Source organism: Nocardia sp. CDC159 (assembly GCF_023740735.1).
GTDB lineage: Bacteria > Actinomycetota > Actinomycetes > Mycobacteriales > Mycobacteriaceae > Nocardia > Nocardia pulmonis.
Map to the genome: position 1 here is coordinate 13,187 of NZ_JAMRXH010000004.1, position 23,879 is coordinate 37,065.

Consider the following 23,879-nt stretch of genomic DNA (forward strand, 5'->3'; position numbering starts at 1 on the left):
AAGCGCGACGGGCTAGCGCGGCCGTAGGGCGCGGTCCAGGTGGTCGGCGGCGACCAAGCGGCCGTCGGCTATCGATAACACCCAGACGCTGCCCTTGCGGTTGCGGGCGGGAGGTAGTGCGACGCCGTCGATTTCGGCCCAGTTGGCGAGGAGGGGCGGAATCACCTTGCCCTGACTGCAGATAACGCGGACGGTGTCGGGAGAGACCAGTGAGCGGACGCGAGTCAGGGCCTCCTGAGGTGCTGCGGCATAACCCTTTTCGGACAGAAGGGGTTCCAGGATGATGTCGGTGCCGAGTTCGTCGGCGAGGGGCTGGACGGTCTCCACGCAGCGGCGTGGCGGGGCCGAGACGATCTCCTTCGGGCCGAAGGTCAGCAGATTGGGGGCCAGCGTGAGGGCCTGCTCGTAACCGGCCGGTTCCAGCGGGCGCTCCTCATCGGGTCCGGCGTAGCGGCCGCGTCGCCCGGCCTTGGCGTGCCGGACAACCAGCAGCGTGGCCGTATCCGGGGGTAGCCGCAGGAAACTGCGCAGGATGCGCCGATCCATCGGATAGGACAGCTGGTCCATCACCTGCTCGACGCGGTGCCACTCCAGCACGTCCACCTCGGAATTGGCGTTGAACTCGCCGCCCAGGACGGTGGCCGCCCAGTAGTCGACCCGCTTCAACTTCCGATGCCCCGTCACCGGATAGGTGACATGGCCGAGATAGCGGCCCAGGCGGCAGTTCAGCCCGGTCTCCTCGCCCACCTCGCGCACGGCGGCGATCATCGGCGTCTCACCCGGATCGAGCTTGCCCTTGGGCAGCGACCAGTCGTCGTACTTCTGGCGGTGGACCACGGCGATCTCGATCGAGCCGTCGGCCGCCCACCGCCACAGCACGGCACCGGCCGCCAGGATGTTGGCCGTCACGCGGGGGTCGGAGAATCCGTTCTCCTCGGATTCCTGGGCCACCGAACGCCTCACCGCTGATCCGGCCGTCGCAGACGCATGAGGAACTCCTGATGATCGCGCACCTGATCCACCCGCCCGTCGCCGATCGGCTCGGGTTCGGCCTGCCAGCTGCCATCCTGTTGGAGTACCCAGCAGCGGGTCGCGGGGTCGAGGGCCGAGTCGAACACCACGCCGAGCTGCTCGCACAGCTTCGGGTCCTTCACCTGCGCCATGACTTCCACGCGCCGATCCAGATTGCGATGCATCATGTCGGCGCTGCCGATCCAGAACTCGTCCTGCGCCCGGAAGTGCAGCATGCGCGAATGCTCCAGGAAGCGACCGAGAATCGAGCGCACCTCGATGTTCTCACTCATGCCCGGCACACCCGGCCGCAGCCCGCAGATCCCGCGCACCACGATCTGCACCGGCACGCCAGCCTGTGAGGCGCGATACAGCGCGTCGATGATCTGCTCGTCGACGATCGCGTTGCACTTCAATCTGATCCGCGCCGGCAGGCCCTGCTCGGCGAGCTCGGTCTCGCGGCGGATCCGCTCGATGATGCCCGAACGCACACTGCTCGGGGCGACCAACAGGTTGCGGTAGTTGGCCTTTCGCGAGTATCCGGTCAGCGAGTTGAACAGGTCGGTCAGGTCGGCGCCGATTTCCGGTGCCGCCGTGAGCAATCCGACATCCTCGTACAGGCGGGCCGTCTTCGGGTTGTAGTTGCCGGTGCCGATGTGGCAGTAGCGGCGGATGGTCGACCCCTCGCGCCGCACTACCAGACAGGTCTTGCAGTGTGTCTTCAACCCGATCAGGCCGTAGACCACGTGCACACCCGCCTGTTCCAGCTGGCGCGCCCATTTGATGTTGGCCTGCTCGTCGAAGCGGGCCTTGATCTCCACCAGCGCCACCACCTGCTTACCGGCCTCGGCGGCGTCGATGAGGGCGTTGACGATGGGGGAATCACCGGAGGTGCGGTACAGGGTCTGCTTGATCGCCAGCACCTGCGGGTCGGCGGCGGCCTGTTCGATGAAGCGCTGCACACTGGTGGAGAACGAGTCGTAGGGGTGGTGCACCAGCACGTCGCACTCGCGCAGGGCGGCGAAAACGTTTCGGGGCGTTTCCCTTTCGCCGAAGGCGGGCGGGGTGGCCGGGACATAGGGCGCGTCCTTGAGGGCCGGTCGGTCCACGCCGTACACCTGCCACAGGCACGACAGGTCCAGCAGTCCGGGCACCTGGATGACATCGGCCGGATCCACGTCGAGCTCGCGCAGCAGCAGCTCGAGCATGTGCTCGGTCATATCGTCGGAGACCTCGAGGCGTACCGGCGAGCCGAACCGTCGCCGCGCCAGCTCCCGCTCGAGCGCCTGCAGCAGATCCTCGTCGCGGTCCTCGTCCACCTCGAAGTCGGCATTGCGGGTGATCCGGAACGAGTGGTGCTCGACCACCTCCATGCCCGGGAACAGCTGTTCCAGATGGGCCGCGATCAGGTCCTCCATCGGCAGGAACGCCTCGAGCGGGCGTTCGAGCGCCTCGGGATCGCGGGGCTCGCGGGGGCGGGTCACCTTCACGAAGCGGTTGACGTTGTCGGGCACCTTCACGCGGGCGAAGTGCTCGCCGCCGGTCTCGGAATCCTTCACCGTCACGGCCAGATTCAGGCTCAGGCCGCTGATGTAGGGGAACGGGTGGGCCGGGTCCACCGCCAGCGGGGTGAGCACCGGGAAGACCTGGTCCTGGAAGTACCGCGACAGCCGCTGGCGCTCCTCGTCGTCGAGGTCGGCCCAGCCGATGATGGCGATGCCCTCCTCGGCGAGCGCCGGACGAACCTGGTCGAGGAAGACCCGCGCGTGGCGCACGGCGAGATCCTGGGTGCGCTTGGCGATCAGGGTCAGCTGTTCGGTGGGTGTCAGGCCGTCGGCGGAGCGGACCGCCAGACCGGCGTCGGCGCGGCGCTTGAGCCCGGCGACGCGGACCATGTAGAACTCGTCGAGGTTGGAGGCGAAGATGGCGAGGAATTTGGCGCGCTCGAGCAGCGGTTCGGAGGTGTCTTCGGCGAGGGCCAGCACCCGGGCGTTGAAATCCAGCCAGCTCAGCTCGCGGTTCAGATAGCGATCCTGGGGCAACTGCGCCGCGGCCGCGGCCTTGGGCGGCGGGGTCGCCGCCGGCGGCGCCGCCGGTAGTCGCGGCTGCTGGATGTCCGTTTCGCTCACCCTCACGATCATTCCTTACCCATCCGGCGATACCTCGCACGACACCGCCCACCGACAACCTATCGCCGCTCCGGCGATCATTCAGCACACATGTAACCCCGCCGTGCACCTGCGCGTGAGATCCATGTGAACGGGACGCGGCCATCCGATGTCGTCGAGCAGGGCCGCCGTGGCCGGGCCGACGCCCAGTTCGATCGCGCCCGCCAGATCGGCGGCGGTGTCCACGTCCAGGCGCAGGCCCGGCCAGTCACCGGCCAGATCCTTCGCCCCGGATTCGATGTGCCGCCGCGCCGAGTCGGGACCGAAAAGCGGTGTCAGCGGGGCGGTTCCGTCGCGCACCAGCAGTGCGGCGGTGCCGCGCCCGGTGTGATCGGCGACGACCGATCGGCCGCGGGCGGGCGCGGCGTTCAGCATGTCGGACAGCTCGTCCGGGCGCAGCGCGGGCAGATCCGCCTGTAGGGCAAGCAGTTCCACCCGGCCGTGGCGGCGGCGCACGGCCGCGGCCGCATCCGACAGCGCCGCGTTGAGCCCGTCGGCCCGCGCACCCGCGTCCGGGTGGACATGGGCGTCCAGCGCGCGCACGACCTCGGCCACCCCCGCGTCCGGGGTCACGACCGTCACCGAGCCCAGCCCGCCCGCGGCGGCCGCGGTGACGGTGTCCGAGAGCATGGCAAGAACCAGTCGCGCGCGCTCGGCCGGGGACAATCGGTCGGCGAGTCGGCTCTTCGCCCGCTCGAGGTTCTTCACCGCGATCACGGCGTGGACGGCATCCGGACGCATGGGCCAATCGTCGCACGCCGGGCACAGTGGTGGATGTCATGCCGGGTAGGGGGAATACCGGCGGGGCGGGCCCGGGTGGATGGCATATTGGCCTTCATGACTAGGGCGGCTGTGATGGGTGCGGGCTCGTGGGGCACCGCGTTCGCGAAGGTGTTGAACGACGCGGGAACCGACGTGACGATGTGGGCTCGGCGCGCGGAGGTGGCCAAGGCCATCGCCGCCGAACATCGCAATCCGACCTATCTGCCCGAGGTGTCGCTGCCGGGCGTGGCCGCTACCGACGATCCGCGCGTGGCACTCGACGGCGCCGATATCGTCGTACTGGCCGTGCCCTCGCAATCGCTGCGCGCCAATCTCGCGTCCTGGCGGGTGCCCGCCGACGCGACGCTGTTGAGCCTGGCCAAGGGCATCGAGACCGGCACGCTGCTGCGGATGAGCCAGGTGATCCACCAGGTCACCCACGCCGATCCGGGCCGAATCGCGGTGCTGTCCGGACCGAATCTGGCCCGCGAGATCGCCGCCGAACAACCGGCCGCCTCGGTGGTGGCCTGCGTGGATCCCGAGCGGGCCGAGGCCGTGCAGCACGCGTGCGGCACCGGCTACTTCCGGCCCTACACCAATACCGACGTCATCGGCTGCGAGCTCGGCGGCGCGTGCAAGAACGTGATCGCGCTGGCCTGCGGCATCGCGGCCGGAATGGGGCTGGGCGACAACTCGATCGCGAGCCTGATCACCCGCGGCCTGGCCGAGATCATGCGGCTGGGGGTGGCGCTGGGGGCAAATCCGGTGACGCTGGCCGGTCTGGCGGGCGTCGGCGATCTGGTCGCGACCTGCACCTCACCGCTGTCGCGCAATCGCTCCTTCGGCCATGTGCTCGGGGCGGGCGGGTCGATGGATGCCGCGCAGCAGGCCACCCACGGCCAGGTGGCCGAGGGTGTGAAGTCGTGCACCTCGATCCGCGCGCTGGCCGAGCGGCACGAGGTGGAGATGCCGCTGACCACGGCCGTGCACCGGGTGTGCCACGAGGGGCTGGCGGTATCGGACGCGGTGGGCGAGCTGCTCGGGCGGCGGATGAAGCCGGAATGAATGGCGGTACGACGGTTTGGGTACGGTTCGGTCTATGAGTAATCGGGTCAGGGTCGCGGTCCTCTTCGGCGGACGGAGCAACGAGCATGCCGTGTCGTGTGTCTCGGCCGGCTTCGTGCTACGCAACCTCGACCCCGAGCGGTTCGAGGCGGTGCCGATCGGGATCACCCGGGAGGGGACGTGGGTTCCGGCCGGATCCGACGCCCGCGCGCTGGCCATCGCCGACCGGGCGCTGCCGTCGGTGGATGCGAGTGGCGCCGAACTGGTGCTCGCGCCCTCGGGCAGCCTGCTCGCGGTGGACGGCTCCGGCGGCCCGGGCGCGGTCGACGTCGTATTCCCGGTGCTGCACGGCGCTTTCGGCGAGGACGGCACCGTGCAGGGACTGCTCGAGACGGCCGCCCTGCCCTACGTGGGACCCGGCGTGCTGGCCAGCGCGACCGGTATGGACAAGGAGTTCATGAAGAAACTCCTTGCCGCCGACGGCATTCCGGTCGGCGACTACGTCGTGCTGCGACCGGGTGTCGCCACGGTGCGCGCGGCCGATCGCGAACGCCTGGGCCTGCCGGTCTTCGTCAAGCCCGCCCGTGGCGGATCCTCGATCGGTATCACCAAGGTGGCCGACTGGGAGGAGCTGGACGCGGCGATCGCCGTTGCGCGCCAACACGATCCGAAGGTGATCGTGGAGGCGGGCATTGTGGGTCGCGAGGTCGAGTGCGGGGTGCTGGAGTTTCCCGACGGCCGGGTGCAGGCCAGCGTTCCGGCCGAGATCCGGATGCCCGAGGCCGAGACCACCGCTCCGGACTTCTACGACTTCGACACCAAATATCTCGACGACGTGTGCGAGTTCGACATTCCCGCCAAGCTGGACGACGATGTGGCCCAGCAGATCCGGGAGCTGGCGGTGCGCGCGTTCGCCGCCCTGGACTGCCAGGGCCTGGCCCGCGTCGACTTCTTTCTCACCGCCGACGGCCCGGTGATCAACGAGATCAACACCATGCCCGGCATGACCGCGATCTCGATGTACCCGCGCATGTGGGAGAGCACGGGCATCGACAATCCGACCCTGGTCACCACCCTGATCGAGACGGCGCTGGCCCGCGGCACGGGCCTGCGCTGATCGGTCGTGCCTAGTTCGGCACCGGTCCGGGATCGATCGGCTGCGCGGGCAGCGCCTTGGTGATGGTGTTCGAAATGTCCTGCAGCGGAGTCGGTCCGGCGCTGTTGGGCATGGTCACCGCGATGTAGGTGCCGCGGTCGACGGCGAACCAGGTGCCGGAGGTCACGCCGCTGGTCTGGTCGCGGATCTCGAACCAGTTGACGCCGTTGACGACCTGCAGCGCGGACGCCTTGTTGAATTCCAGCGGCCGGTCCAGCCCGCAGCGCAGCACGATCGGCTCACCGCCGTCGGGCAGTTGCCAGGCCGTGGTGGCGGGCGGTGCGGGCTGCACGAGTTCGGCCCGGGTGTAATCGCCGATCTGGTCGGGCAGGGCGGGCAGCAGGGTGGTGCATTGCGGGCCGGTCGCGGCGGGCGCGGGGACTGAGCCGAGCGCGAGCGGCTCGCGGGTGGTGTGCTGCCGCGCCATCACGGCGATGACCAGCACGGCGACGATCAGGGCGACCGGTAGGGCGACGGCCGTGGCGATCAGGGCGGCAGGCATTTTCGGCGCCTCGGATTCGGTCGAACCGTAGCGATCGCCGGACTCGGCCGCGGGGTCGGCGCCGCCGCCCGCGGTCGGCTTTGCGCTGGCCGCGTCGATGTCTCGACCCGCCTCGTCGTCCGGTGTGCCCGTCTGGGGCCGCTCCGTGTCCTTGCTCATCCGGGGGTTCGTCTCCGCTCGTGCCGCGCCGCACGGTTTCCGGCATTCGCCGTCACGGCGGCTGGTGGTCCGATTGCGAACCCGAGCGTAGCGAACCGCCCGGCCACCAGCCGTGAGCAGGGCGGTTCGTTCGGGCCCGGCGGTCACGGTAGCGTCGTTGGGTCCATCGCCCATCTCGCGCTCACCGAAGGAGGACGGTCATCGCCGCCAGCAGCCCGCGCACCGTGCGCGAACTCGGGGAGTTCGGGCTGATCGCGCGCATGAACCGCGGCCGCGGCCAGGGGCCGAATGTGGTGCTGGGCCCGGGCGACGACGCGGCGGTGCTCGCGGCTCCGGCCGGGCGCTATGTGGTCAGCGCCGACATGCTGCTGCAGGATCGGCACTTCCGGTTGGACTGGTCGAGTCCGCGCGATATCGGTGCGAAGGCGATCGCGCAGAACGCCGCCGATGTGGTCGCCATGGGCGCGGCTCCCAGCGCCTTCGTGGTCGCGCTGGGCTGTCCGGCCGAGACGACCGTGGAATTCGTCGATGGCCTGGTCGAGGGGCTGTGGGCCGAGGCCGGGCGCGCGGGCGCGTCCATCGCGGGCGGGGATGTGGTGAGCGCCCCGCTGCTGGTGCTGTCGGTGACGGCCTTCGGCGATCCGGTCGATCGCGCGCCGGTGCTGCGCGCGGGCGCGCGGCCGGGCGACGTCGTGGCGGTCGCCGGGCGGCTCGGCTGGTCGGCGGCGGGATATGCGATCCTGTCGGGTGGGCACGACCTCGAGCGGTTTCCCGAAGTCGTTGCCGCACATCGCGTTCCACAACCGCCCTACCGCGCCGTCCTGGAGCTGCCGCCGGACGTCACGGTGACGGCGATGACCGATGTCTCCGACGGCCTGCTCGCCGATATCGGGCATATCGCCGAAAGCTCCGGTGTCGCCATCGATCTCGACGCCGCCGCCGTGCGCGATCCGGCGCTCGACCCGATCGCGACGCTGGTCGGCGCCGATCCGCTGACCTGGGTGCTCGCCGGTGGTGAGGACCACGCCTTCGTCGCGACCTTCGCTGCCGGACAACGGCTTCCGCCCGGATGGGTGCGGATCGGCCGGGTCGCCGAGGGAGCCGGGGTGAGCGTGGACGGGCGGGGATGGTCCGGACCGGTCGGCTGGGAGTCGTTCGCGGGCGGTGGGTGAGCTACCGTCGTGAAACCGTCCGCGCTATGTTTTCCGGCCATGGGCGCTAAACCACTGTCGGAGATCATCGATACGGGCTGGGCCGAGGCACTCGCGCCGGTCGCCGAGCGCATTGCCGAGATGGGCGAGTTCCTGCGCGCCGAGAATGCCGCGGGTCGCGGCTATCTCCCCAAGGGGGAGAATGTGCTGCGCGCGTTCCAACGGCCGTTCGACAAGGTCCGGGTGCTGATCGTGGGCCAGGATCCCTATCCGACGCCGGGCCATGCGATGGGTCTGAGTTTTTCGGTGGCGCCGGATGTTTCGCCGGTGCCGCGCAGTCTGGCCAACATCTTCGCCGAATACTCCAAGGATCTGGGCTATCCGACGCCCTCCTGCGGCGATCTGTCGCCATGGTCGGATCAGGGCGTGCTGATGCTCAACAGGGTGCTGACCGTGCAGCCCGGACAGCCCGCCTCGCATCGGGGCAAGGGCTGGGAAGCGGTGACCGAGCAGGCCATTCGCGCACTCGTCGCCCGCGAGCAGCCGATGGTGGCCATTCTGTGGGGGCGCGATGCCGCCACCTTGAAGCCGATGCTCGGCACTGTGCCGTATATCGAATCCGCCCATCCCTCACCGCTGTCCGCCTCGCGAGGTTTCTTCGGTTCCAGACCCTTCTCCCGAACCAACGAAATGCTCGGTACATTGGGGGCCGCCCCGGTGGATTGGCGCTTGCCGTAGCCGGGCACGAGGTTGTTCGAGCGAATCAGGAGCAGTTGCATGCAGATCAAGTCCGTGCGCGGTGCCGTGGTCACCGCCGTTGCCGGAGCGGCCATCCTGGGCGCACCCGCGATGGCGCAGGCCGGGACGATCCCGTTGGAGCAGGAGACGGTCACCCAGCAGGCCGAACCGGTGCTGGCCCTCTACGACCCGCAGACCGGATCGGCCTCGCTGTCGTCCAATGTGAACGCGCGGGTGCTGTGCCTGTTCCAGAGCGTCAGCGCGGCGGGCGGACTGGACTGCCTCAACGGCGGGAGGTGAGTTCCGCGCGGCGGATCATGCGGACCTCGACGGCCGGTGTGAACGCCTCGACCCTGCGGGTGCCGTCGAGTTCGAAGCCGTATTTTCGATAGAAGGTCTGGGCGCGCGGATTCTCCTCGAAGACCCACAGCGAGGTGTCCACCCTCGGGTCGAGCGTCGCGCGCATCAGATCGTGGGCGACACCGGTGCCGTACCACGCGGTGCGGACGTACATCGCGTACAGCTGTTTGGCGGTCACCGGTGGCTCGTCCAGCGAATGCCCACCGCTGGCGAATCCGATGACCGTGTCGTCGAGAACCGCGACGACGGTGTTTTCCGGATATCGCCGCAGCCGGTGCTCCCACGTCACGGTCAGCTTGCCGACGTCGAAGGCCGCCAGGATGTGCGCGGGGACCAGGTCCCGGTAGGCGTCTCGCCAGCAGGCGATATGACATTCGGCCAGGCCGCGCGTGTATTCGGTGGTGAGCGGGACGACCCGCCAGCGTCGCTCGGTCACCATGTCCCCATTGTGCAGAGAAGGCCGGACGCCCCGTGTGGTTTGTGCCATACCGGTCGTGGAACGCCCGAGATGAATATGCGCGCCGGGAGGTGTCGGTGGGGGCGACTAGGCTGGCGAGGGGGGTTGCGCGGGAAAGGACGGTGACGGTGCCCGGGGTCCGGGAGACGCTCGACGGAGCGGCATTGGCGCGCTGGGGCCAGCTCTGCCTGGACGGATTGGAGCGTCATCGCGACGAGATCAATGCGCTGAACGTCTTCCCGGTGGCCGATTCCGATACCGGCACCAATCTGCTCGCCACCATGCGGGCCGCGGTCGCCGCGGTGCCCGAGACCGCCTCCGCGCACTCGGTGCTGGGTGCGATGGCCCGTGCGGGAACCGGTGGGGCACGGGGGAATTCGGGCATCATCCTGTCCCAGGTGCTGCGCGGCCTGGCCGAGGCCGTCGACGGAGCGGAATTGTCCGCGCCCAGCCTGCCGGTGGCCCTGCGCGGTGCGGCCGTCCTGGTCCGGGAGGCCCTCAGCGAACCCGTCGAGGGCACCATGCTGACCGTGCTGGAGGCCGCGGCCGATCGCGTCGCCGATACCGCCGGGGAGCCGCTGGCCGACATCGCCCGCGCCGCCGCCGAGGGCGCGGCCAAGGCGCTGGCCGATACCCCGTCGCAATTGGGTGTGCTGCGCGCGGCCGGTGTGGTCGACGCGGGGGCACGGGGGTTGCTGGTCCTGTTCGATGCCCTGGTCGAGGTGATCACGGGGAGTGCGCCGGTTCGCCCGGGGTATGTGCGGGGTGCGGCCGGGGTACGGACGGCTTCGGCCGACACGGCCCCCGCCCCCGGGCCGTCCCCGGTTTCCGCGTCCTCCCTTGTTCCCGCCGTAGTCGGGACCCCCCACTACGAGGTCATGTACCTGCTCTCCGGCACCGACGAATCGCGGATCGCGGGCCTGCGGAACGACCTCGCGCGGCTGGGGGATTCGGTGGTGGTCGTCGGGGACGGCGAGGGCGTCTTCTCCGCCCACGTGCACTGCGCCGACGCGGGTGCGGCCATCGAGGCGGGGCTGGCCGCGGGCACGCTCGGCAGTATCCGGATCGAGGGGCTGGCCGTGAACCCCCTTGCGGCACAGGGGTCATCCGATCGCGGCATCCTCGCCGTCGTGGCGGGCGCGGGCGCGGCGCGATTGTTCGAGGACGCCGGGGCGGTGGTGCTGGACGGGCGGGTGACCGCCGAGGTGCTGCTGGACGCGATCCGGCGGATGCCGCACCGGGAGGTCCTGGTGCTGCCCAACGGCGCGCTGCCCGCGCACGAACTGGTGGCCGTGAGCGTGGCCGCACGCGACGGCCACCGCGAGGTGCTCATGCTGCCCAGCGGGTCGATGGTGCAGGGGCTGGCGGCGCTCGCGCTGCACGACGACGGACGCATCGCCGTCGACGACGCCTTCACCATGTCCGAGGCGGCGGCGGGCACCCGCTGGGGTGCGCTGCGCATCGCGCCCGAGCGGGCCCTGACCATCGTCGGAACCTGCGAGCGGGGCGACGGTCTCGGCCTGGTCGGCCACGATGTGGTGGTCATCGATCCCGATCCGGGCCGCGCCGCGCGCACCCTGCTCGATCGCATGCTGGGCCTGGGCGGCGAACTGGTCACACTGCTGCTCGGCGCGCAGGCCCCGCCCGGCCTGGGCGACGAACTCGCCGAACACATCTCCGCGACCTTCCCGGGCGTGGAGGTCGTCTCCTACGACGGCGGCCAGCCGGTGGACCTGGTGCAGATCGGGGTGGAATAGATGGCGACTCTGAGCGATCGGCTCGATCACGTACTCGGCGTGAAGGCGGCCGAGCCGCTGGCCGACGCCTTCGACATGCATACGGTGGAGGATCTGCTGCGGCACTATCCGCTGCGCTACGCCACCCAGGGGCAGCCGCTGACCGAGGAGGCCCCCGAGGAGGGCGCGCACATCACCGTGGTCGGCGTGGTCACCAAGACCGAGCTGCGGCCCATGCGCCAGCGCCGCGGCAAACTGCTCAAGGTCGAGCTCGACACCGGCTCGGCGCGCCCGGTGGAGATCACCTTCTTCAACGGCGACAAGGTGAATTACCTTGTCAAACAGGGCGTTCGGGCCATGATGTCGGGCACCGTGCACTGGTGGCGGCCGGACCGCTGGAATCTGTCGCATCCGTCGTATCTGATCCTGCCCGAGGCGGGGGAGTCGGTGGAGAACCTCACCGCGGTGCGCGGGAGCGGCAGCCTGCGCGGGCTGGCGCAGAGCGCGAAAGGCGCGGAGGGTGTGGACGTCTCGTTCTTCGAACGCGAATACATTCCGGTCTACGCCGCCACCGCCAAGGTGCAGAGCTGGGACCTGCTGGCCTGCGTGCGGCAGGTGCTCGATCAGCTCGACCCCATCGACGACCCGCTCTCCTCGGAGATCCGCGACGAGCGCGGGCTGATGGCGATCTCCGACGCGCTGCGCCTCATTCATCTGCCCGAGCGCAAGTCCGATATCGAACAGGCCAGGGAGCGGCTGCGTTTCGACGAGGCGCTGGCCCTGCAGCTGGTGTTGGCCGAACGCCGCCACGATGTCGAGGGCCGCGCCGCGCGGCCCTGCCCGCCCCGGACCGACGGCATCGCAACGGCTTTCGAGCAGCGGCTGCCGTTCGAGCTGACCGCCGGACAGCAGAAGGTGATCGCCGAGATCTCCGACGATCTGTCGCGCAGCCATCCCATGCATCGGTTGCTGCAGGGCGAGGTCGGCTCGGGTAAGACGATCGTCGCGCTGCACGCCATGCTGCAGGTGGTCGACAGCGGACTGCAGTGCGCACTGCTGGCGCCGACGGAAGTGCTTGCCGCCCAGCACTATCGGTCGCTGCGCGGCATGCTCGGCGATCTCGGCACGGCCGGGGAGCTGGGCGCGGACGAGCGGGCCACCAAGGTGGTGCTGGTGACCGGGTCGATGTCCGCGGCGGCCAAGAAGTCCGCACTGCTGGACGCCATGACCGGCGAGGCGGGCATCGTCATCGGCACCCACGCGCTGATTCAGGACGCCGTGGAGTTCCACGATCTGGGCATGGTGATCGTCGACGAGCAGCACCGCTTCGGCGTCGAGCAGCGAGATGCCCTGCGCGCCAAGGCCAAGGGTGACCTCAGCCCGCATCTGCTGGTGATGACCGCGACGCCGATCCCGCGCACCATCGCCATGACCACCCTCGGCGATCTGGAGACCTCCACCCTCACCGAACTGCCGCGCGGCCGCTCGCCGATCACCACCCGCGTGGTGCCCGCGCGGATGAAACCGGCCTGGGTGGAACGGGCCTGGGAGCGCATCCGCGAGGAGGTCGCCGCGGGGCGGCAGGCCTATGTCGTGTGCTCGCGCATCGGCGACGAGGAGGACGACGCCAAGGGCAAGGGGAAGAAGGCGAAGGCGGCCGCGGAGAAGGAGGGGCCGACCACGCACGCGGCGACCGATGTCTACGAGACCCTGCGCACCGGGCCGCTGGCGCAGTTGCGGGTGGGTCTGCTGCACGGACGGCTGCCCAACGACGAGAAGGACCGCGTGATGCGGGCTTTCAACGAGGGCGAGATCGATGTGCTGGTGTGCACGACGGTCGTCGAGGTCGGTGTGGATGTGCCGAACGCGACGGTGATGGTGATCGTGGACGCCGACCGTTTCGGGGTGAGTCAGCTGCATCAGCTGCGCGGCCGCGTCGGTCGCGGTAAGCATGCGGGGCTGTGCCTGCTGATCACCGAGACCTCGCCCATGGGCACGGCCATGGCCCGGCTGGAGGCGGTCGCGGGCACGCTCGACGGTTTCGAGCTGTCGGTGCTGGATCTGCGTCAGCGCCGCGAGGGCGACGTGCTCGGCTCCGCGCAGTCCGGCACCGCCCGCAGCCTGCGCCTGCTGTCGCTGCTCGACGACCTCGAAGTCATCACGGCCGCACAGCAATTGGCGCGCGAGGTGGTCGCGGCCGATCCGGGGTTGACCGAACATCCCGGGCTGGCGTCGATGATGCATGCCGCGGTCGATTCCGAGCGGCTCGAATACCTCGCCAAATCGTAGCTCGCCGCCCCGAATTCCATTGTTTGGCACTTTGTCGGTGGGGAATGGGATGCTGCCGGATGGGATTGTGAGTCGAAGGGAGCGCCAGTGGTAGCGATCGATGTCGGGGGCCGATGGAAATCGTCGCTACCGCTGCTGTTCTCGCGGCTGCCGATCCGGCAGGGCATCGGCGGGGTACCGCCGACCATGCTGGTGATGACCGGCATCGTCAGCGTGCAACTCGGTGCGGCGCTGGCGACACGGCTGTTCGCCGCCACCGGCCCGGCGGGGGCGGTGAGCCTACGGCTGTTCTTCGCCGGGCTGGTGCTGCTGGTGTTCTGGCGCTCGGCATTGCGGGTCGGACGCCACGCTCTCCCGGCGGTGCTCGGCTTCGGCGTGGTGCTCGCGCTGATGAACCTCTGCTTCTACGAGGCGATCGACCGCATTCCGCTGGGGATGGCCGTCACCATCGAATTCCTCGGGCCGCTCGGGGTCGCGCTCGCCGGCTCGCGCCGCTGGATCGATCCGGCCTGGGCGGTGCTGGCCGGCGGCGGCGTCCTGCTGCTGACCAGGACCGATGGACCGGTCGCCTGGACCGGCGTCGCCTTCGCGCTGGCGACCGCGGTGCTGTGGGCCGCCTACATCCTGCTCAGCGCCAAGGTTGGCGAAAGGACCAGCGGCGGTGGCGGTTTGGCGCTGGCGATGGCCTTCGGCGGCCTGCTCGCCGCCCCGGTGGGCATCGCCGAGGCGGGATCGGCCCTGCTACAGCCGATGGCCCTGCTCGCCGGCTTCGGGGTGGCGCTGCTGTCCTCGGTGCTGCCGTATTCGGTGGAACTCGAGGCCCTGCGCCGCATTCCGCCGCGAGTGTTCGGCGTCCTCATGAGCCTCGAGCCCGCGGTCGGCGCGGTGGCGGGATTCGTGGTGCTGGGACAGTTCATGAACCTGTCGCAATGGGGCGGCATCGCCTGTGTGGTGGCGGCCTCGATCGGCGCGACCCGCAGCGCGAAGAGTTGACGCCGGTCAGCGGGGTGCGCGGGGGTAGGGGAGGTCGATGGAGGTGTTTTCGGTGATGGAGAGGGGGCGGCCGATCTGGGGGAAGGCGCGCTGGGGGCAGGCGGAGCGCTCGCAGACCTTGCAGCCCGCGCCGATCGGGACCGCGGCCGAGGGGTCGTCCAGGTGCAGGCCCTTGGAATAGACCAGGCGATCGGCGTATTCGATATCGCAGCCGAGGCCGATGGCGAATTCCTTACTGGCCGTGCCGAATCCGTGCGCGCCGGGATTGGTGGTGCGGGCGATCCAGAGGTAGCGGCGGCCGTCGGGCATGGCGGCGACCTGGGTGAGGATGCGGCCGGGATGGGCGAACGCATCGTGCACCACCCACAGTGGGCAGCTGCCGCCGACGCGGGAGAAGTGGAAGGCGGTGGCGGATTGGCGTTTGGAGATATTGCCCGCGCGATCGGTGCGCACGAAGAAGAACGGCACCCCGCGTTGGCCCTGCCGCTGCAGGGTGCTCAGCCGGTGGCACACCGTCTCGAAGCCGACCTCGAAGCGCAGCCCCAGCAGATCGATGTCGTAGCGCAATTCCTCGGCCGAGCGCAGGAACTTCCCGTACGGCAGGATCAGCGCACCCGCGAAGTAGTTGGCCAGCCCGACCCGCGCCAGCGCTCGCGATTCGCCGGTCAGCGACGGCGTATCGCCGAGCACCTCGTCCAGCAGCGGCCCGTACAGCAGGAAGGCCAGCGTGGTCGCGATCTGGAAGGCGCGCTGTCCGGGCCGCAGCCGCCGGGCCAGGGTCAGGGTGCGGGTCTCGGGCTCGTAGTACCGCTTCGGAATGTTCGGGTCCGCGCCGTCCCCGCGCACCAGCACCGTCACCCCGGCCTTCTCCTCGGCCACGCGGGCCAGCTGCCGATCCAGTGAGCCGATCGACAGCCCGCACTCCTCGAACAGCCGCTCGGCCGCGAGATCGAGCTGGGCGATGTGATTGTGATGGTCGTAGAAGAAGTCGCGCACATCCTCGTACGGCATCGGCACGCCGGGCGCACCGGTCGGGGTGGCGACCTTGGAGGACAGTAGGTCGAGCTGATCGGTCGCCGCGCGCAGGCGTCGATGCATGGCCACGATCGTCTTGGCGACCTCGGGCAGCCGGGTGGCCAGATCCTCCACCTCCGCCGCGGGCGGCGCGGTGCCGCCCGCCGCCTCGACCAGCACCTCGTGCAGATCCGACACCAGCCGGGCGTCGGAGTCGGCGGCGAAGAACTGCACGTCCAGATCGAAGGTGGAGTTCAGCTTCAGCAGGACCGGGATGGTCAGCGGTCGCTGATCGCGTTCGAGCTGGTTGAGGTAGCTGGGGGAGAGGTCCAGCGACTTCGCCAGGGCGGCCTGGGTCATCCGTCGTTCCTCGCGCAACCGCCGTAGCCGGGCACCCGCATACATCTTGCGCACGTGCAGATGCTACCCACAGATCTTCGCAATCATTGCAATTTTAACGGTACTCGCCGACAAAAATCGGCGATTGCGAGGTGTTTTGTCCTTCTGTGCCGCTGCGTAGCGTGCGAAGTATGAAGGTTCACATCGTACGTGCGCACGCCTCCTCGGAGGATTTCCCCCGAGCGGACCATCTGGCGACCCGCATTGCGGAGGTGGCGGCCGATCCGGTGGCGGTACCGGCCGAGGTGAGCGAGGCGGTCATCGATCGGATCATCGACAACGCCGGTGTCGCCGCGGCCGCACTGCTGCGCCGCCCGCCGACCACCGCGCGCCGCCAGGCGCAGACCCATCCCTTCGTGCCCGGGGCCACCATCTTCGGTCTGCCTGTGGCACAACGATTTTCCCCCGAATGGGCGGCCTGGGCAAATGGCGTGGCGGTGCGGGAGCTGGATTTCCACGACACCTTCCTGGCCGCGGAGTACTCCCATCCGGGTGACAACATTCCGCCGATCCTCGCCGTCGCCCAGCACGCCGGGCGCAGCGGGGCCGAACTGATCCGCGCCGTCGCGACCGGATACGAGATCCAGATCGATCTGGCGCGCGGAATCTGCCTGCACGAGCACAAGATCGACCATGTCGCCCATCTGGGCCCCTCGGCCGCGGCCGGAATCGGCACGCTACTCGGGCTCGACGTCGAGGTCATCTACCAGGCGATCGGGCAGGCGCTGCACACCACCACCGCCACCCGGCAATCGCGCAAGGGCGAGATCTCCAGTTGGAAGGCCTTCGCCCCGGCATTCGCGGGCAAGATGGCGGTCGAGGCGGTGGACCGGGCCATGCGCGGGGAGGGCGCGCCCGCGCCGATCTGGGAGGGCGAGGACGGGGTGATCGCCCGGCTGCTCGGCGGCCCGCAGGCGGAATACGAAGTGCCGCTGCCGGTTCCGGGCGAGCCGAAGCGGGCGATCCTGGACAGCTACACCAAGGAGCATTCGGCCGAGTATCAGAGTCAGGCCCTCATCGATCTGGCGCGCCGAATTCGTTCGCGCATCGGCGATCTCGGCCAGGTCGCCTCGATCGTGCTGCACACCAGCCACCACACCCACGTCGTGATCGGCAGCGGCTCGGGCGATCCGCAGAAATACGATCCGCACGCCAGCCGGGAGACTCTGGACCATTCCGTGCCCTATATCTTCGCGGTCGCGTTGCAGGACGGGACCTGGCATCACGAGCGGTCCTACGCCCCCGAGCGCGCACGGCGGGCCGACACCGTCGAACTGTGGCACAAGATCTCCACGGTCGAGGATCCGGAATGGACGCGGCGCTATCACTCGACCGACCCGCGCGACAAGGCATTCGGCGCCCGCGCCGTGGTGAGGATGGCCAGCGGCGAGACGATCGTCGACGAACTCGCGGTCGCCGACGCGCATCCGCTGGGGGCGCGGCCGTTCGGGCGGGCGCAGTACATCGAGAAGTTCCGCACCCTGGCCGAAGGGGTGCTCGACGCCGCCGAACAGGATCGCTTTCTCGATGCGGCGCAACGGCTTCCGGAGCTGAGGGCCGATGAGCTGGACCAGCTTGGCTTCAGCGTCGCGCCCGAGATCCTGGCCGCCGCCCCCGAAACCGGAACGGGGCTCTTCGGATGAGCGATCTAGTTCGGATCCCACACCAGGGCCTGCGCGGCGATCACGTGCTGGCCGTTGAACGTCACCGCGGGCGAACCGTGCAGTCGATAGCCCTCGTCGAGCAGGGCGCTGATCCGCTCGCAGAAGCGGGCGTCGTCGGGGCCGGTGATCAGGCGGTAACGCAGGGGCGTATCGGTCATGCCGTCAGCCTAGGACGGGGGACACGGTGAGCGGGCTCATGGCCGCCGAGAGCTCGGCGGCGGACAAGCGGGCGGCGTTGCGGGCGGGCCTGGCGAGCGGGCGCCTGCAGCGATTGCCGGGTGCGTTCAATCCGTTGGTGGCCAAGCTGATTCAACGACTCGGCTTCGAGGGGGTGTATGTCTCCGGCGCGGTGATCTCGGCGGAGCTGGCGCTGCCCGATATCGGGCTCACCACGCTGAGCGAGGTGGCCGAGCGGGGGCGGGTGATCTCGCGGGTCACCGATCTGCCGACGTTGATCGACGCCGATACCGGATTCGGTGAGCCGATGAATGCCGCGCGCACGATCACGCTGCTGGAGGAGGCGGGGGTAGCGGGTGCGCATCTCGAGGACCAGGTGAATCCGAAGCGGTGCGGGCATCTCGACGGTAAGACCGTGGTGCCGACCGGGGAGATGGTGCGCCGGATTCGTGCGGCGGTGTCGGCGCGGCGGGATCCGGACTTCGTCATCTGCGCCCGCACCGATGCCCGTGCGATCGAGGGGTTGGGCGCGGCCATCGACCGGGCCAAGGCCTACGCCGATGCCGGGGCCGATCTGATCTTCACCGAGGCGCTGGCCGATGCCGCCGAGTTCGCGGCATTCCGTGCGGCCGTGGATGTTCCGCTGCTGGCCAATATGACCGAGTTCGGCAAGTCCGAGCTGCTGTCGGCCGGGCAGTTGCAGGAGCTGGGTTACAACGCCGTCATCCATCCGGTCAGCACGCTGCGGTTGGCCATGTACGCGGTGGAGTCGGGATTGCGTGAAATCGCCTCCACCGGAACGCAATCGGGTCTGCTCGAGCGCATGCAGCACCGGTCGCGGCTGTACGAACTGCTCGACTACCCGCGGTACAACGAATTCGATTCCAGCATCTTCACCTACACCCCGAGCGAGTGAATTCATGACCGAGATCAAGAAGGGCCTGGCGGGAGTCGTGGTGGACACGACCGCCATCTCCAAGGTGGTGCCCGAGACCAATTCGCTGATCTACCGGGGCTATCCGGTGCAGGATCTGGCCCGCTATCGCGGTTTCGAGGAGGTCGCCCAGCTACTCTGGCACGGCGAACTGCCCGATGCCGGGCAACTGCGCGTGCTGTGCGAGCGCGAACGGGCGCTGCGACAGGCCGACCGGTCGCTGCTGGCCCTGGTCGACCGGCTGCCCGACACCTGCCATCCGATGGATGTGGTGCGGACGGTGGTCAGCTATCTGGGGGCGCAGGATCCGCTGGAGGATCGGGGAACGAGCCGGGAGGCATTGCTGGCCAAGGCATTACGGCTGACAGCGGTGCTGCCGACGGTGATCGCCGCCGATATGCGCCGCCGCCGCGGGCTCGATCCGATCGCGCCCGACGAGGACCGCGGCTTCGCCGAGAACTTCCTGTACATGTGCTTCGGCGACCGAGCGCGCCAGCTGGACCAGCGCCTGGTGCGCGCCTTCGAGACCTCGCTCATCCTCTATGCCGAGCACAGTTTCAACGCCTCCACTTTCGCCGCCCGCGTGGTGACCTCCACCCGCTCCGATATGTACTCCGCGGTCACCGCCGCCATCGGCGCCCTGAAGGGCCCGCTGCACGGCGGCGCCAACGAGGCCGTCATGCACATGATGCTCGACATCGGCGAGCCCGAACGTGCCCGAGAGTGGTTGCGCGCCAAACTCTCCCGCAAGGAAAAGATCATGGGCTTCGGCCACCGCGTCTACCGCAACGGCGACTCCCGTGTCCCCACCATGAAATCCGCCCTCGACGACATAGCAGCCCTCCTCGGCGACACCCACTGGCTCCGCATGTACACCGAACTGGAATCCGCCATGGCCGAAGCCACCGGCATCAAACCCAACCTCGACTTCCCCTCCGGCCCCGCCTACCACCTCCTAGGCTTCGACACCGAAACCTTCACCCCCATCTTCGTCATGAGCCGCATCACCGGCTGGACCGCCCACATCATCGAACAGTCCCAATCGAATACGCTGATCCGCCCGCTGTCGGAATACGTAGGCCAGCCCCAGCGAGCCCTCGACGTGGCATAGCCCCGGCTTCGCCGGGGACATGGTGGAGGGCCGGGGACATGGTGGAAACTCCAGGCGGAACAGAGAGGAGACGCCCATGGCCGCTTGTCCCTACACCAGCCTCGGCCTAGTTCTCCTTGGCTTCGCCCTCGCCTGTACCCGGCCTCCCGCCTCAACCCGCTCGTACCCGACCTGCGGCTTTGCCCCGCTCGTACCCGGCCTGCGGTCTTGCCCCGCGCCTGTACCCCGCCCCCGGGTTTCCTCCGCGCTCATACCGCGCCTCGAGGTTTCCTCCGCGCTTGTACCCCGCCCCCGGCTTCCGCCCCCTTGTACCCAGCCTCGGCGCCCCCAGGGCGCCGAGGCTGGGTCATCGCACTCCTCCGACTACCGAACCGCGTTGGCCGCCTGCACCATATTCGCCAGCGCGGCCTCCACCTCCGCCGGGCCGCGGGTCTTCAACCCGCAGTCCGGGTTCACCCAGAGCCGGTCCGCCGGAACGGCTTTGAGTGCCGCTCGTAGGGAGGTCGTGATTTCTTCGACCGAGGGGACTCGGGGGGAGTGGATGTCGTAGACGCCCGGGCCGACGCCGAGGTGGAAGCCTGCGGCGTTGAGGTCGTCGAGGACCTCCATGCGGGAGCGGGCGGCCTCGATGGAGGTGACGTCGGCGTCGAGGGCGGCGATGGCGTCGATCACCTCGCCGAATTCGGAGTAGCACAGGTGGGTGTGGATCTGGGTGGCGTCGGAGACGCCGCTGGTGGCCAGGCGGAAGGCGCGGACCGACCAGTCCAGGTAGTCCGGCTTGGCCTCGGCGCGCAGCGGGAGCAGCTCGCGCAGGGCGGGCTCGTCGACCTGGATGACCCGGATGCCGGCGGACTGCAGGTCGATCGTCTCGTCCCGGATGGCCAGTGCCACCTGGCGGGCCGAATCGGCCAGCGGCTGGTCGTCGCGGACGAACGACCAGGCCAGAATCGTCACCGGGCCGGTGAGCATGCCCTTGACCGGCTTGTCGGTCAGCGACTGCGCGTAGGAGATCCACTCCACCGTCATCGGCTCACGCCGCACCACGTCGCCGTACAGGATCGGCGGGCGCACGCAGCGGGTGCCATAGGACTGCACCCAGCCGTTCGCCGTGGCGGCGAAGCCGTCCAGCTGTTCGGCGAAGTACTGCACCATGTCGTTGCGCTCGGGCTCGCCGTGTACGAGCACGTCCAGGCCCAGCCGCTCCTGCAGCGCGATGACGGCGTCGATCTCGGCGCGCATCCGGCGGTTGTATTCCTCGACGCCGATCTCGTTGGCGCGCAGTGCGGCTCGCGCCTTGCGGATCGCCGAGGTCTGCGGATACGAGCCGATCGTGGTGGTCGGTAGCGGCGGCAGATCCAGGCGCTCGCGCTGCAACACCCGCCGTTCCTCGGCGGGTGCGCGCCGGTCCGCGTCCGGGCCGAGGGAGTCCAGCCGGGCGCGCACGGTCTCGTTGTGCAGCCGCGGATCCTGCCGACGACTCGCCAGAGCCGCACGCGCGGTAGCCAATTCGTCGGCGACCGCCTCGGTGCCCGCACGCAGCGCTGTCGCCAGCGAGCGCACCTCGGCCACCTTCTCCGCACCGAAGGCCAGCCACGACCGCAGCGCGGGATCGAGATCGGTCTCCGCCGACAGCGAATACGGAACGTGCAGCAGCGAACTCGACGTCGACACCGCCAGCGCACCGGTGCTGCCCAGCAGCGTTCCCAGCGTGCCCAGCGCCTGATCGAGATCGGTGCGCCACACATTGCGACCGTTCACCACGCCCGCGACCAGCAGCTTGTTCGCCAGCGCGGGGATGGCCGCGATATCGTCGGCGGTGGTGCCGCGGGTGAAATCGACCGCGATCGCGTCGATCTCGGTCCCCGCCAGCGCCGCCAGCGCGGCACCCGGTCGGCCGAAGTACGTCGCGACCAGGATCGCCGGTCGCTGCGGCGCCTGCGTCAGCTGCGCGTAAGTGTCCGCGGCCAGGGCGATTTCGTCGTCGGACAGATCGGTGACCAGCACGGGCTCGTCCAGCTGCACCCATTCGGCCCCGGCGGCGGCCAACTGCCGCAACAACTCGCGGTACAGCGGCACCAGCTCGCCCAGCCTGCTCAGCGGGGCGACGCCGTCGATGCCCTTGGCCAGCTTCAGGAAGGTCAGTGGGCCGACCACGACCGGCCGGGCGGGCACGCCCAGCTCCAGCGCCTCGCGCAATTCGTCGAGGATCTTCTCCGGATGCAGCGAAAACGTTGTGTCGGAACCTATTTCCGGAACCAGATAGTGGTAGTTGGTATCGAACCACTTGGTCATCTCCAGCGGTTCGATCGACTCGGCCCCACGCGCGGCGGCGAAGTACCGTTCCAGCGGATCGGCGATCCCGGCCACCCGCGGCGGCAGCGCGCCGAGCAGCACCGCGGTGTCGAGGACCTGGTCGTAGTAGGAGAAGGTGCCGACCGGCACCGAATCCAGGCCCGCCGCCCGCAGCGCGGTCAGCTGGTCGGAACGCAGCGTCTTCGCGACGCCGTGCAGTTCCGCGGCGTCGATGCGCCCGGCCCAGTAGCTCTCGATCGCGCGTTTGAGCTCGCGCCGCGGCCCGATCCGCGGGATGCCGAGAACCGTTGCGGTGAAGGGAGTTCGCGATGTGACAGTCACAATCAGTCTCCAGTGCTCGAAGTCACAGGGCACCGCCATGAGACAGACGGAGCCCGAGTTCGCACTGGTGTCCGCCCGCCGTTTCCACGAGGCGGTGGCCGCCGGATACGGCGTATCCGGCACAGCTGGCAGGTCTTCGGACTCGCAGGCGCACTACCCGTACCTACTGGCCGTCGCTTCCCAGGGGTCACCCCAGTGCCGATGACGGCGGTCGTTCCTGCATACCGCTGCGGGACAGTCCCGGATTCCCACCGGGTTCCCTCTCACCGGTCCCGGGGACCGGCTCGACACCGCATTCCGACGCTCGGGGCTCCAACTCGTCGGCGCGATGAACCAGCTGCGCATCCGAGCATAAGCGACATCGGTGAAAGTTTTGTTCCGGATACCGTCCCGAGCGGTGGTGTCGAAGAGAGCTTCGGCTCGCGCGCGAACGCCGCGTGCACGATCATGGTTAACCATCAATGTTCCATTCGGGAATATCGAAGGATTCCGCCGTGCCGCAGCCGACCGTCTCGATCGTGATCCCGACCCATCTGGCGAACCCGGCGGACCTGGCGCTGCTGGACGTTCAGCTCGCCGCACTGGCCGCCCAGACCTTCGACGGCCCGTTCGAGGTGCTCGTGGCCGACAACAATTCCGCTGTCGACCTGCGCTCGCATGTGGCGGCGCATCCGCTGCGCGCGCGGTTGTCGCTGCGCTACGTGGATGCGGGCGGGCCCCGCGGCGCGGCGCACGCCCGCAATGCCGGTGCGGCCGTGGCGACGGGGGAGATTCTGCTGTTCTGCGATCACGACGATCGGGTGTATCCGCAGTGGGCGGCGCGGCTGGTGGAGTTCCTGGAACAGGACCTCGATGTGGTCGGCTCGGCGGTCGAGGGTCGCAGCCTCAACCGGCCGCGCGCGGTCGCGGATGTGCCACCGCCGGAACGGTTTCAGGCGCCGGGGCTGTTCGCACCGCAGATCGTCGGCGGCAGCATGGGCGTGCGTGCGCAGGTTTACCGCAAACTGGGCGGGCTGGATGTCGGCTACGCCGCCAACGAGGATGTCGAATTCGGTTGGCGTGCGCATCGGGAGGGCTATCGGGTCGGCTTCCTGCCCGAGGCGCTGGTGGCCTACCGCTATCGCCACGGCTTCCGCGCCGGTTACCGGCAGGGCCGCCCGCGCGGCCGCACACTGGCCCGTCTGCAGGGCGAGTACCCCGACAGCGGTATGCCGCCGATCCGGCTGCCGCTGCTGCTGCTGACCCTCGTCGTGGTAGGGGGTAATCCGCGGCTGACGGGGGAGGAGCGCGGGCTGTTGCTCGGTATCACCGTGGGGCAACTGCGGGGTGGTCTGCGGTACCGCACGTTACGGCTCTGGTAACACAACTTCGCAGACCGTCCGACCTGGTTCGTGAGGAT

At 69.4% G+C, this 23,879-nt stretch carries 20 protein-coding genes and 1 riboswitch; of the genes, 12 read left to right on the forward strand and 8 right to left on the reverse strand.

Features of this window, described 5'->3' with window-relative positions; all coding sequences use genetic code 11:
* Positions 1–12 precede the first annotated feature (12 nt).
* The 3 genes from NDR87_RS09935 to cofC form a co-directional block, all read right to left on the reverse strand.
* A complete protein-coding gene (locus tag NDR87_RS09935; RefSeq protein ID WP_251910882.1) occupies positions 13–963 on the reverse strand; it encodes an NUDIX hydrolase in 951 nt (316 codons plus the stop codon).
* A complete protein-coding gene (locus tag NDR87_RS09940) occupies positions 960–3,152 on the reverse strand; it encodes an RNA degradosome polyphosphate kinase (RefSeq protein WP_251910883.1) in 2,193 nt (730 codons plus the stop codon). The genes NDR87_RS09935 and NDR87_RS09940 overlap by 4 nt, the downstream gene beginning before the upstream one ends.
* A gap of 69 nt (positions 3,153–3,221) precedes the next feature.
* Positions 3,222–3,920: a 2-phospho-L-lactate guanylyltransferase gene (gene cofC, locus NDR87_RS09945; RefSeq protein ID WP_251910884.1), complete on the reverse strand. Its 699-nt coding sequence runs from the start codon at positions 3,918–3,920 to the stop codon at positions 3,222–3,224.
* 96 nt (positions 3,921–4,016) lie between these two features.
* On the opposite strand from cofC, the gene NDR87_RS09950 reads away from it, so the two are divergent.
* Both NDR87_RS09950 and NDR87_RS09955 read left to right on the forward strand, forming a co-directional pair.
* Positions 4,017–5,006: an NAD(P)H-dependent glycerol-3-phosphate dehydrogenase gene (locus NDR87_RS09950; RefSeq protein ID WP_251910885.1), complete on the forward strand. Its 990-nt coding sequence runs from the start codon at positions 4,017–4,019 to the stop codon at positions 5,004–5,006.
* Between the two features lie 34 nt (positions 5,007–5,040).
* Positions 5,041–6,123: a D-alanine--D-alanine ligase family protein gene (locus NDR87_RS09955; RefSeq protein ID WP_251910886.1), complete on the forward strand. Its 1,083-nt coding sequence runs from the start codon at positions 5,041–5,043 to the stop codon at positions 6,121–6,123.
* A 10-nt stretch (positions 6,124–6,133) separates the two neighbouring features.
* On the opposite strand, the gene NDR87_RS09960 is transcribed toward NDR87_RS09955, so the two are convergent.
* Complete coding sequence (locus NDR87_RS09960; RefSeq protein WP_251911815.1) at positions 6,134–6,664, reverse strand: DUF3515 domain-containing protein; 531 nt, start codon at positions 6,662–6,664, stop codon at positions 6,134–6,136.
* A 359-nt stretch (positions 6,665–7,023) separates the two neighbouring features.
* Here NDR87_RS09960 and NDR87_RS09965 point away from each other — a divergent pair, with 359 nt between their 5' ends.
* Genes NDR87_RS09965 through NDR87_RS09975 form a run of 3 tightly spaced genes read left to right on the forward strand, consistent with a single transcriptional unit; the run spans position 7,024 to position 9,012 of the window.
* The gene (locus NDR87_RS09965; protein WP_308212080.1) at positions 7,024–7,995 is read left to right on the forward strand and encodes a thiamine-phosphate kinase; all 972 of its coding nucleotides are present in this window, start codon (positions 7,024–7,026) and stop codon (positions 7,993–7,995) included.
* A gap of 39 nt (positions 7,996–8,034) precedes the next feature.
* Positions 8,035–8,712, forward strand: coding sequence for a uracil-DNA glycosylase (locus tag NDR87_RS09970; RefSeq protein ID WP_251910887.1), 678 nt, complete (start codon positions 8,035–8,037; stop codon positions 8,710–8,712).
* A gap of 39 nt (positions 8,713–8,751) precedes the next feature.
* Positions 8,752–9,012: a hypothetical protein gene (locus NDR87_RS09975; RefSeq protein WP_251910888.1), complete on the forward strand. Its 261-nt coding sequence runs from the start codon at positions 8,752–8,754 to the stop codon at positions 9,010–9,012.
* Here NDR87_RS09975 and NDR87_RS09980 read toward each other — a convergent pair.
* Complete coding sequence (locus NDR87_RS09980; RefSeq protein WP_251910889.1) at positions 8,996–9,511, reverse strand: GNAT family N-acetyltransferase; 516 nt, start codon at positions 9,509–9,511, stop codon at positions 8,996–8,998. The genes NDR87_RS09975 and NDR87_RS09980 overlap by 17 nt on opposite strands.
* 140 nt (positions 9,512–9,651) lie before the next feature.
* Between NDR87_RS09980 and NDR87_RS09985 the strand changes: the two genes are divergently transcribed.
* From NDR87_RS09985 to NDR87_RS09995, 3 genes are all read left to right on the forward strand, one after another.
* The gene (locus NDR87_RS09985) at positions 9,652–11,286 is read left to right on the forward strand and encodes a DAK2 domain-containing protein (protein ID WP_372494127.1); all 1,635 of its coding nucleotides are present in this window, start codon (positions 9,652–9,654) and stop codon (positions 11,284–11,286) included.
* Positions 11,287–13,554: an ATP-dependent DNA helicase RecG gene (recG, locus tag NDR87_RS09990; protein WP_251910890.1), complete on the forward strand. Its 2,268-nt coding sequence runs from the start codon at positions 11,287–11,289 to the stop codon at positions 13,552–13,554. It begins immediately after the preceding gene.
* An 87-nt stretch (positions 13,555–13,641) separates the two neighbouring features.
* Positions 13,642–14,547 (forward strand): DMT family transporter, encoded by a 906-nt coding sequence (locus NDR87_RS09995; protein WP_251910891.1) that lies wholly within the window; start codon positions 13,642–13,644, stop codon positions 14,545–14,547.
* 6 nt (positions 14,548–14,553) lie between these two features.
* On the opposite strand, the gene NDR87_RS10000 is transcribed toward NDR87_RS09995, so the two are convergent.
* Complete coding sequence (locus NDR87_RS10000) at positions 14,554–15,975, reverse strand: short-chain fatty acyl-CoA regulator family protein (RefSeq protein ID WP_251910892.1); 1,422 nt, start codon at positions 15,973–15,975, stop codon at positions 14,554–14,556.
* Positions 15,976–16,091: 116 nt separating this feature from the next.
* Here NDR87_RS10000 and NDR87_RS10005 point away from each other — a divergent pair, with 116 nt between their 5' ends.
* On the forward strand, positions 16,092–17,603 hold the full coding sequence (locus tag NDR87_RS10005; RefSeq protein WP_251910893.1) for an MmgE/PrpD family protein: 1,512 nt from the start codon (positions 16,092–16,094) through the stop codon (positions 17,601–17,603).
* A 5-nt stretch (positions 17,604–17,608) separates the two neighbouring features.
* Here NDR87_RS10005 and NDR87_RS10010 read toward each other — a convergent pair whose 3' ends face one another.
* Entirely contained in the window at positions 17,609–17,782 is a 174-nt protein-coding gene (locus NDR87_RS10010) for a DUF1737 domain-containing protein (protein WP_251910894.1), read from the reverse strand.
* A 38-nt stretch (positions 17,783–17,820) separates the two neighbouring features.
* Here NDR87_RS10010 and prpB point away from each other — a divergent pair, with 38 nt between their 5' ends.
* Together prpB and NDR87_RS10020 are read left to right on the forward strand one after the other, a co-directional pair.
* On the forward strand, positions 17,821–18,717 hold the full coding sequence (gene prpB, locus NDR87_RS10015; RefSeq protein WP_286013375.1) for a methylisocitrate lyase: 897 nt from the start codon (positions 17,821–17,823) through the stop codon (positions 18,715–18,717).
* A 4-nt stretch (positions 18,718–18,721) separates the two neighbouring features.
* Positions 18,722–19,846, forward strand: a complete 1,125-nt coding sequence (locus NDR87_RS10020; RefSeq protein ID WP_251910896.1) for a bifunctional 2-methylcitrate synthase/citrate synthase — start codon at positions 18,722–18,724, stop codon at positions 19,844–19,846.
* Between the two features lie 363 nt (positions 19,847–20,209).
* On the opposite strand, the gene metE is transcribed toward NDR87_RS10020, so the two are convergent.
* Positions 20,210–22,519: a 5-methyltetrahydropteroyltriglutamate--homocysteine S-methyltransferase gene (metE, locus tag NDR87_RS10025; RefSeq protein WP_251910897.1), complete on the reverse strand. Its 2,310-nt coding sequence runs from the start codon at positions 22,517–22,519 to the stop codon at positions 20,210–20,212.
* A 70-nt stretch (positions 22,520–22,589) separates the two neighbouring features.
* A riboswitch (cobalamin riboswitch) is annotated at positions 22,590–22,779 on the reverse strand.
* A 195-nt stretch (positions 22,780–22,974) separates the two neighbouring features.
* Between metE and NDR87_RS10030 the strand changes: the two genes are divergently transcribed.
* Positions 22,975–23,841: a glycosyltransferase gene (locus tag NDR87_RS10030; RefSeq protein ID WP_251910898.1), complete on the forward strand. Its 867-nt coding sequence runs from the start codon at positions 22,975–22,977 to the stop codon at positions 23,839–23,841.
* Positions 23,842–23,879: the final 38 nt, after the last annotated feature.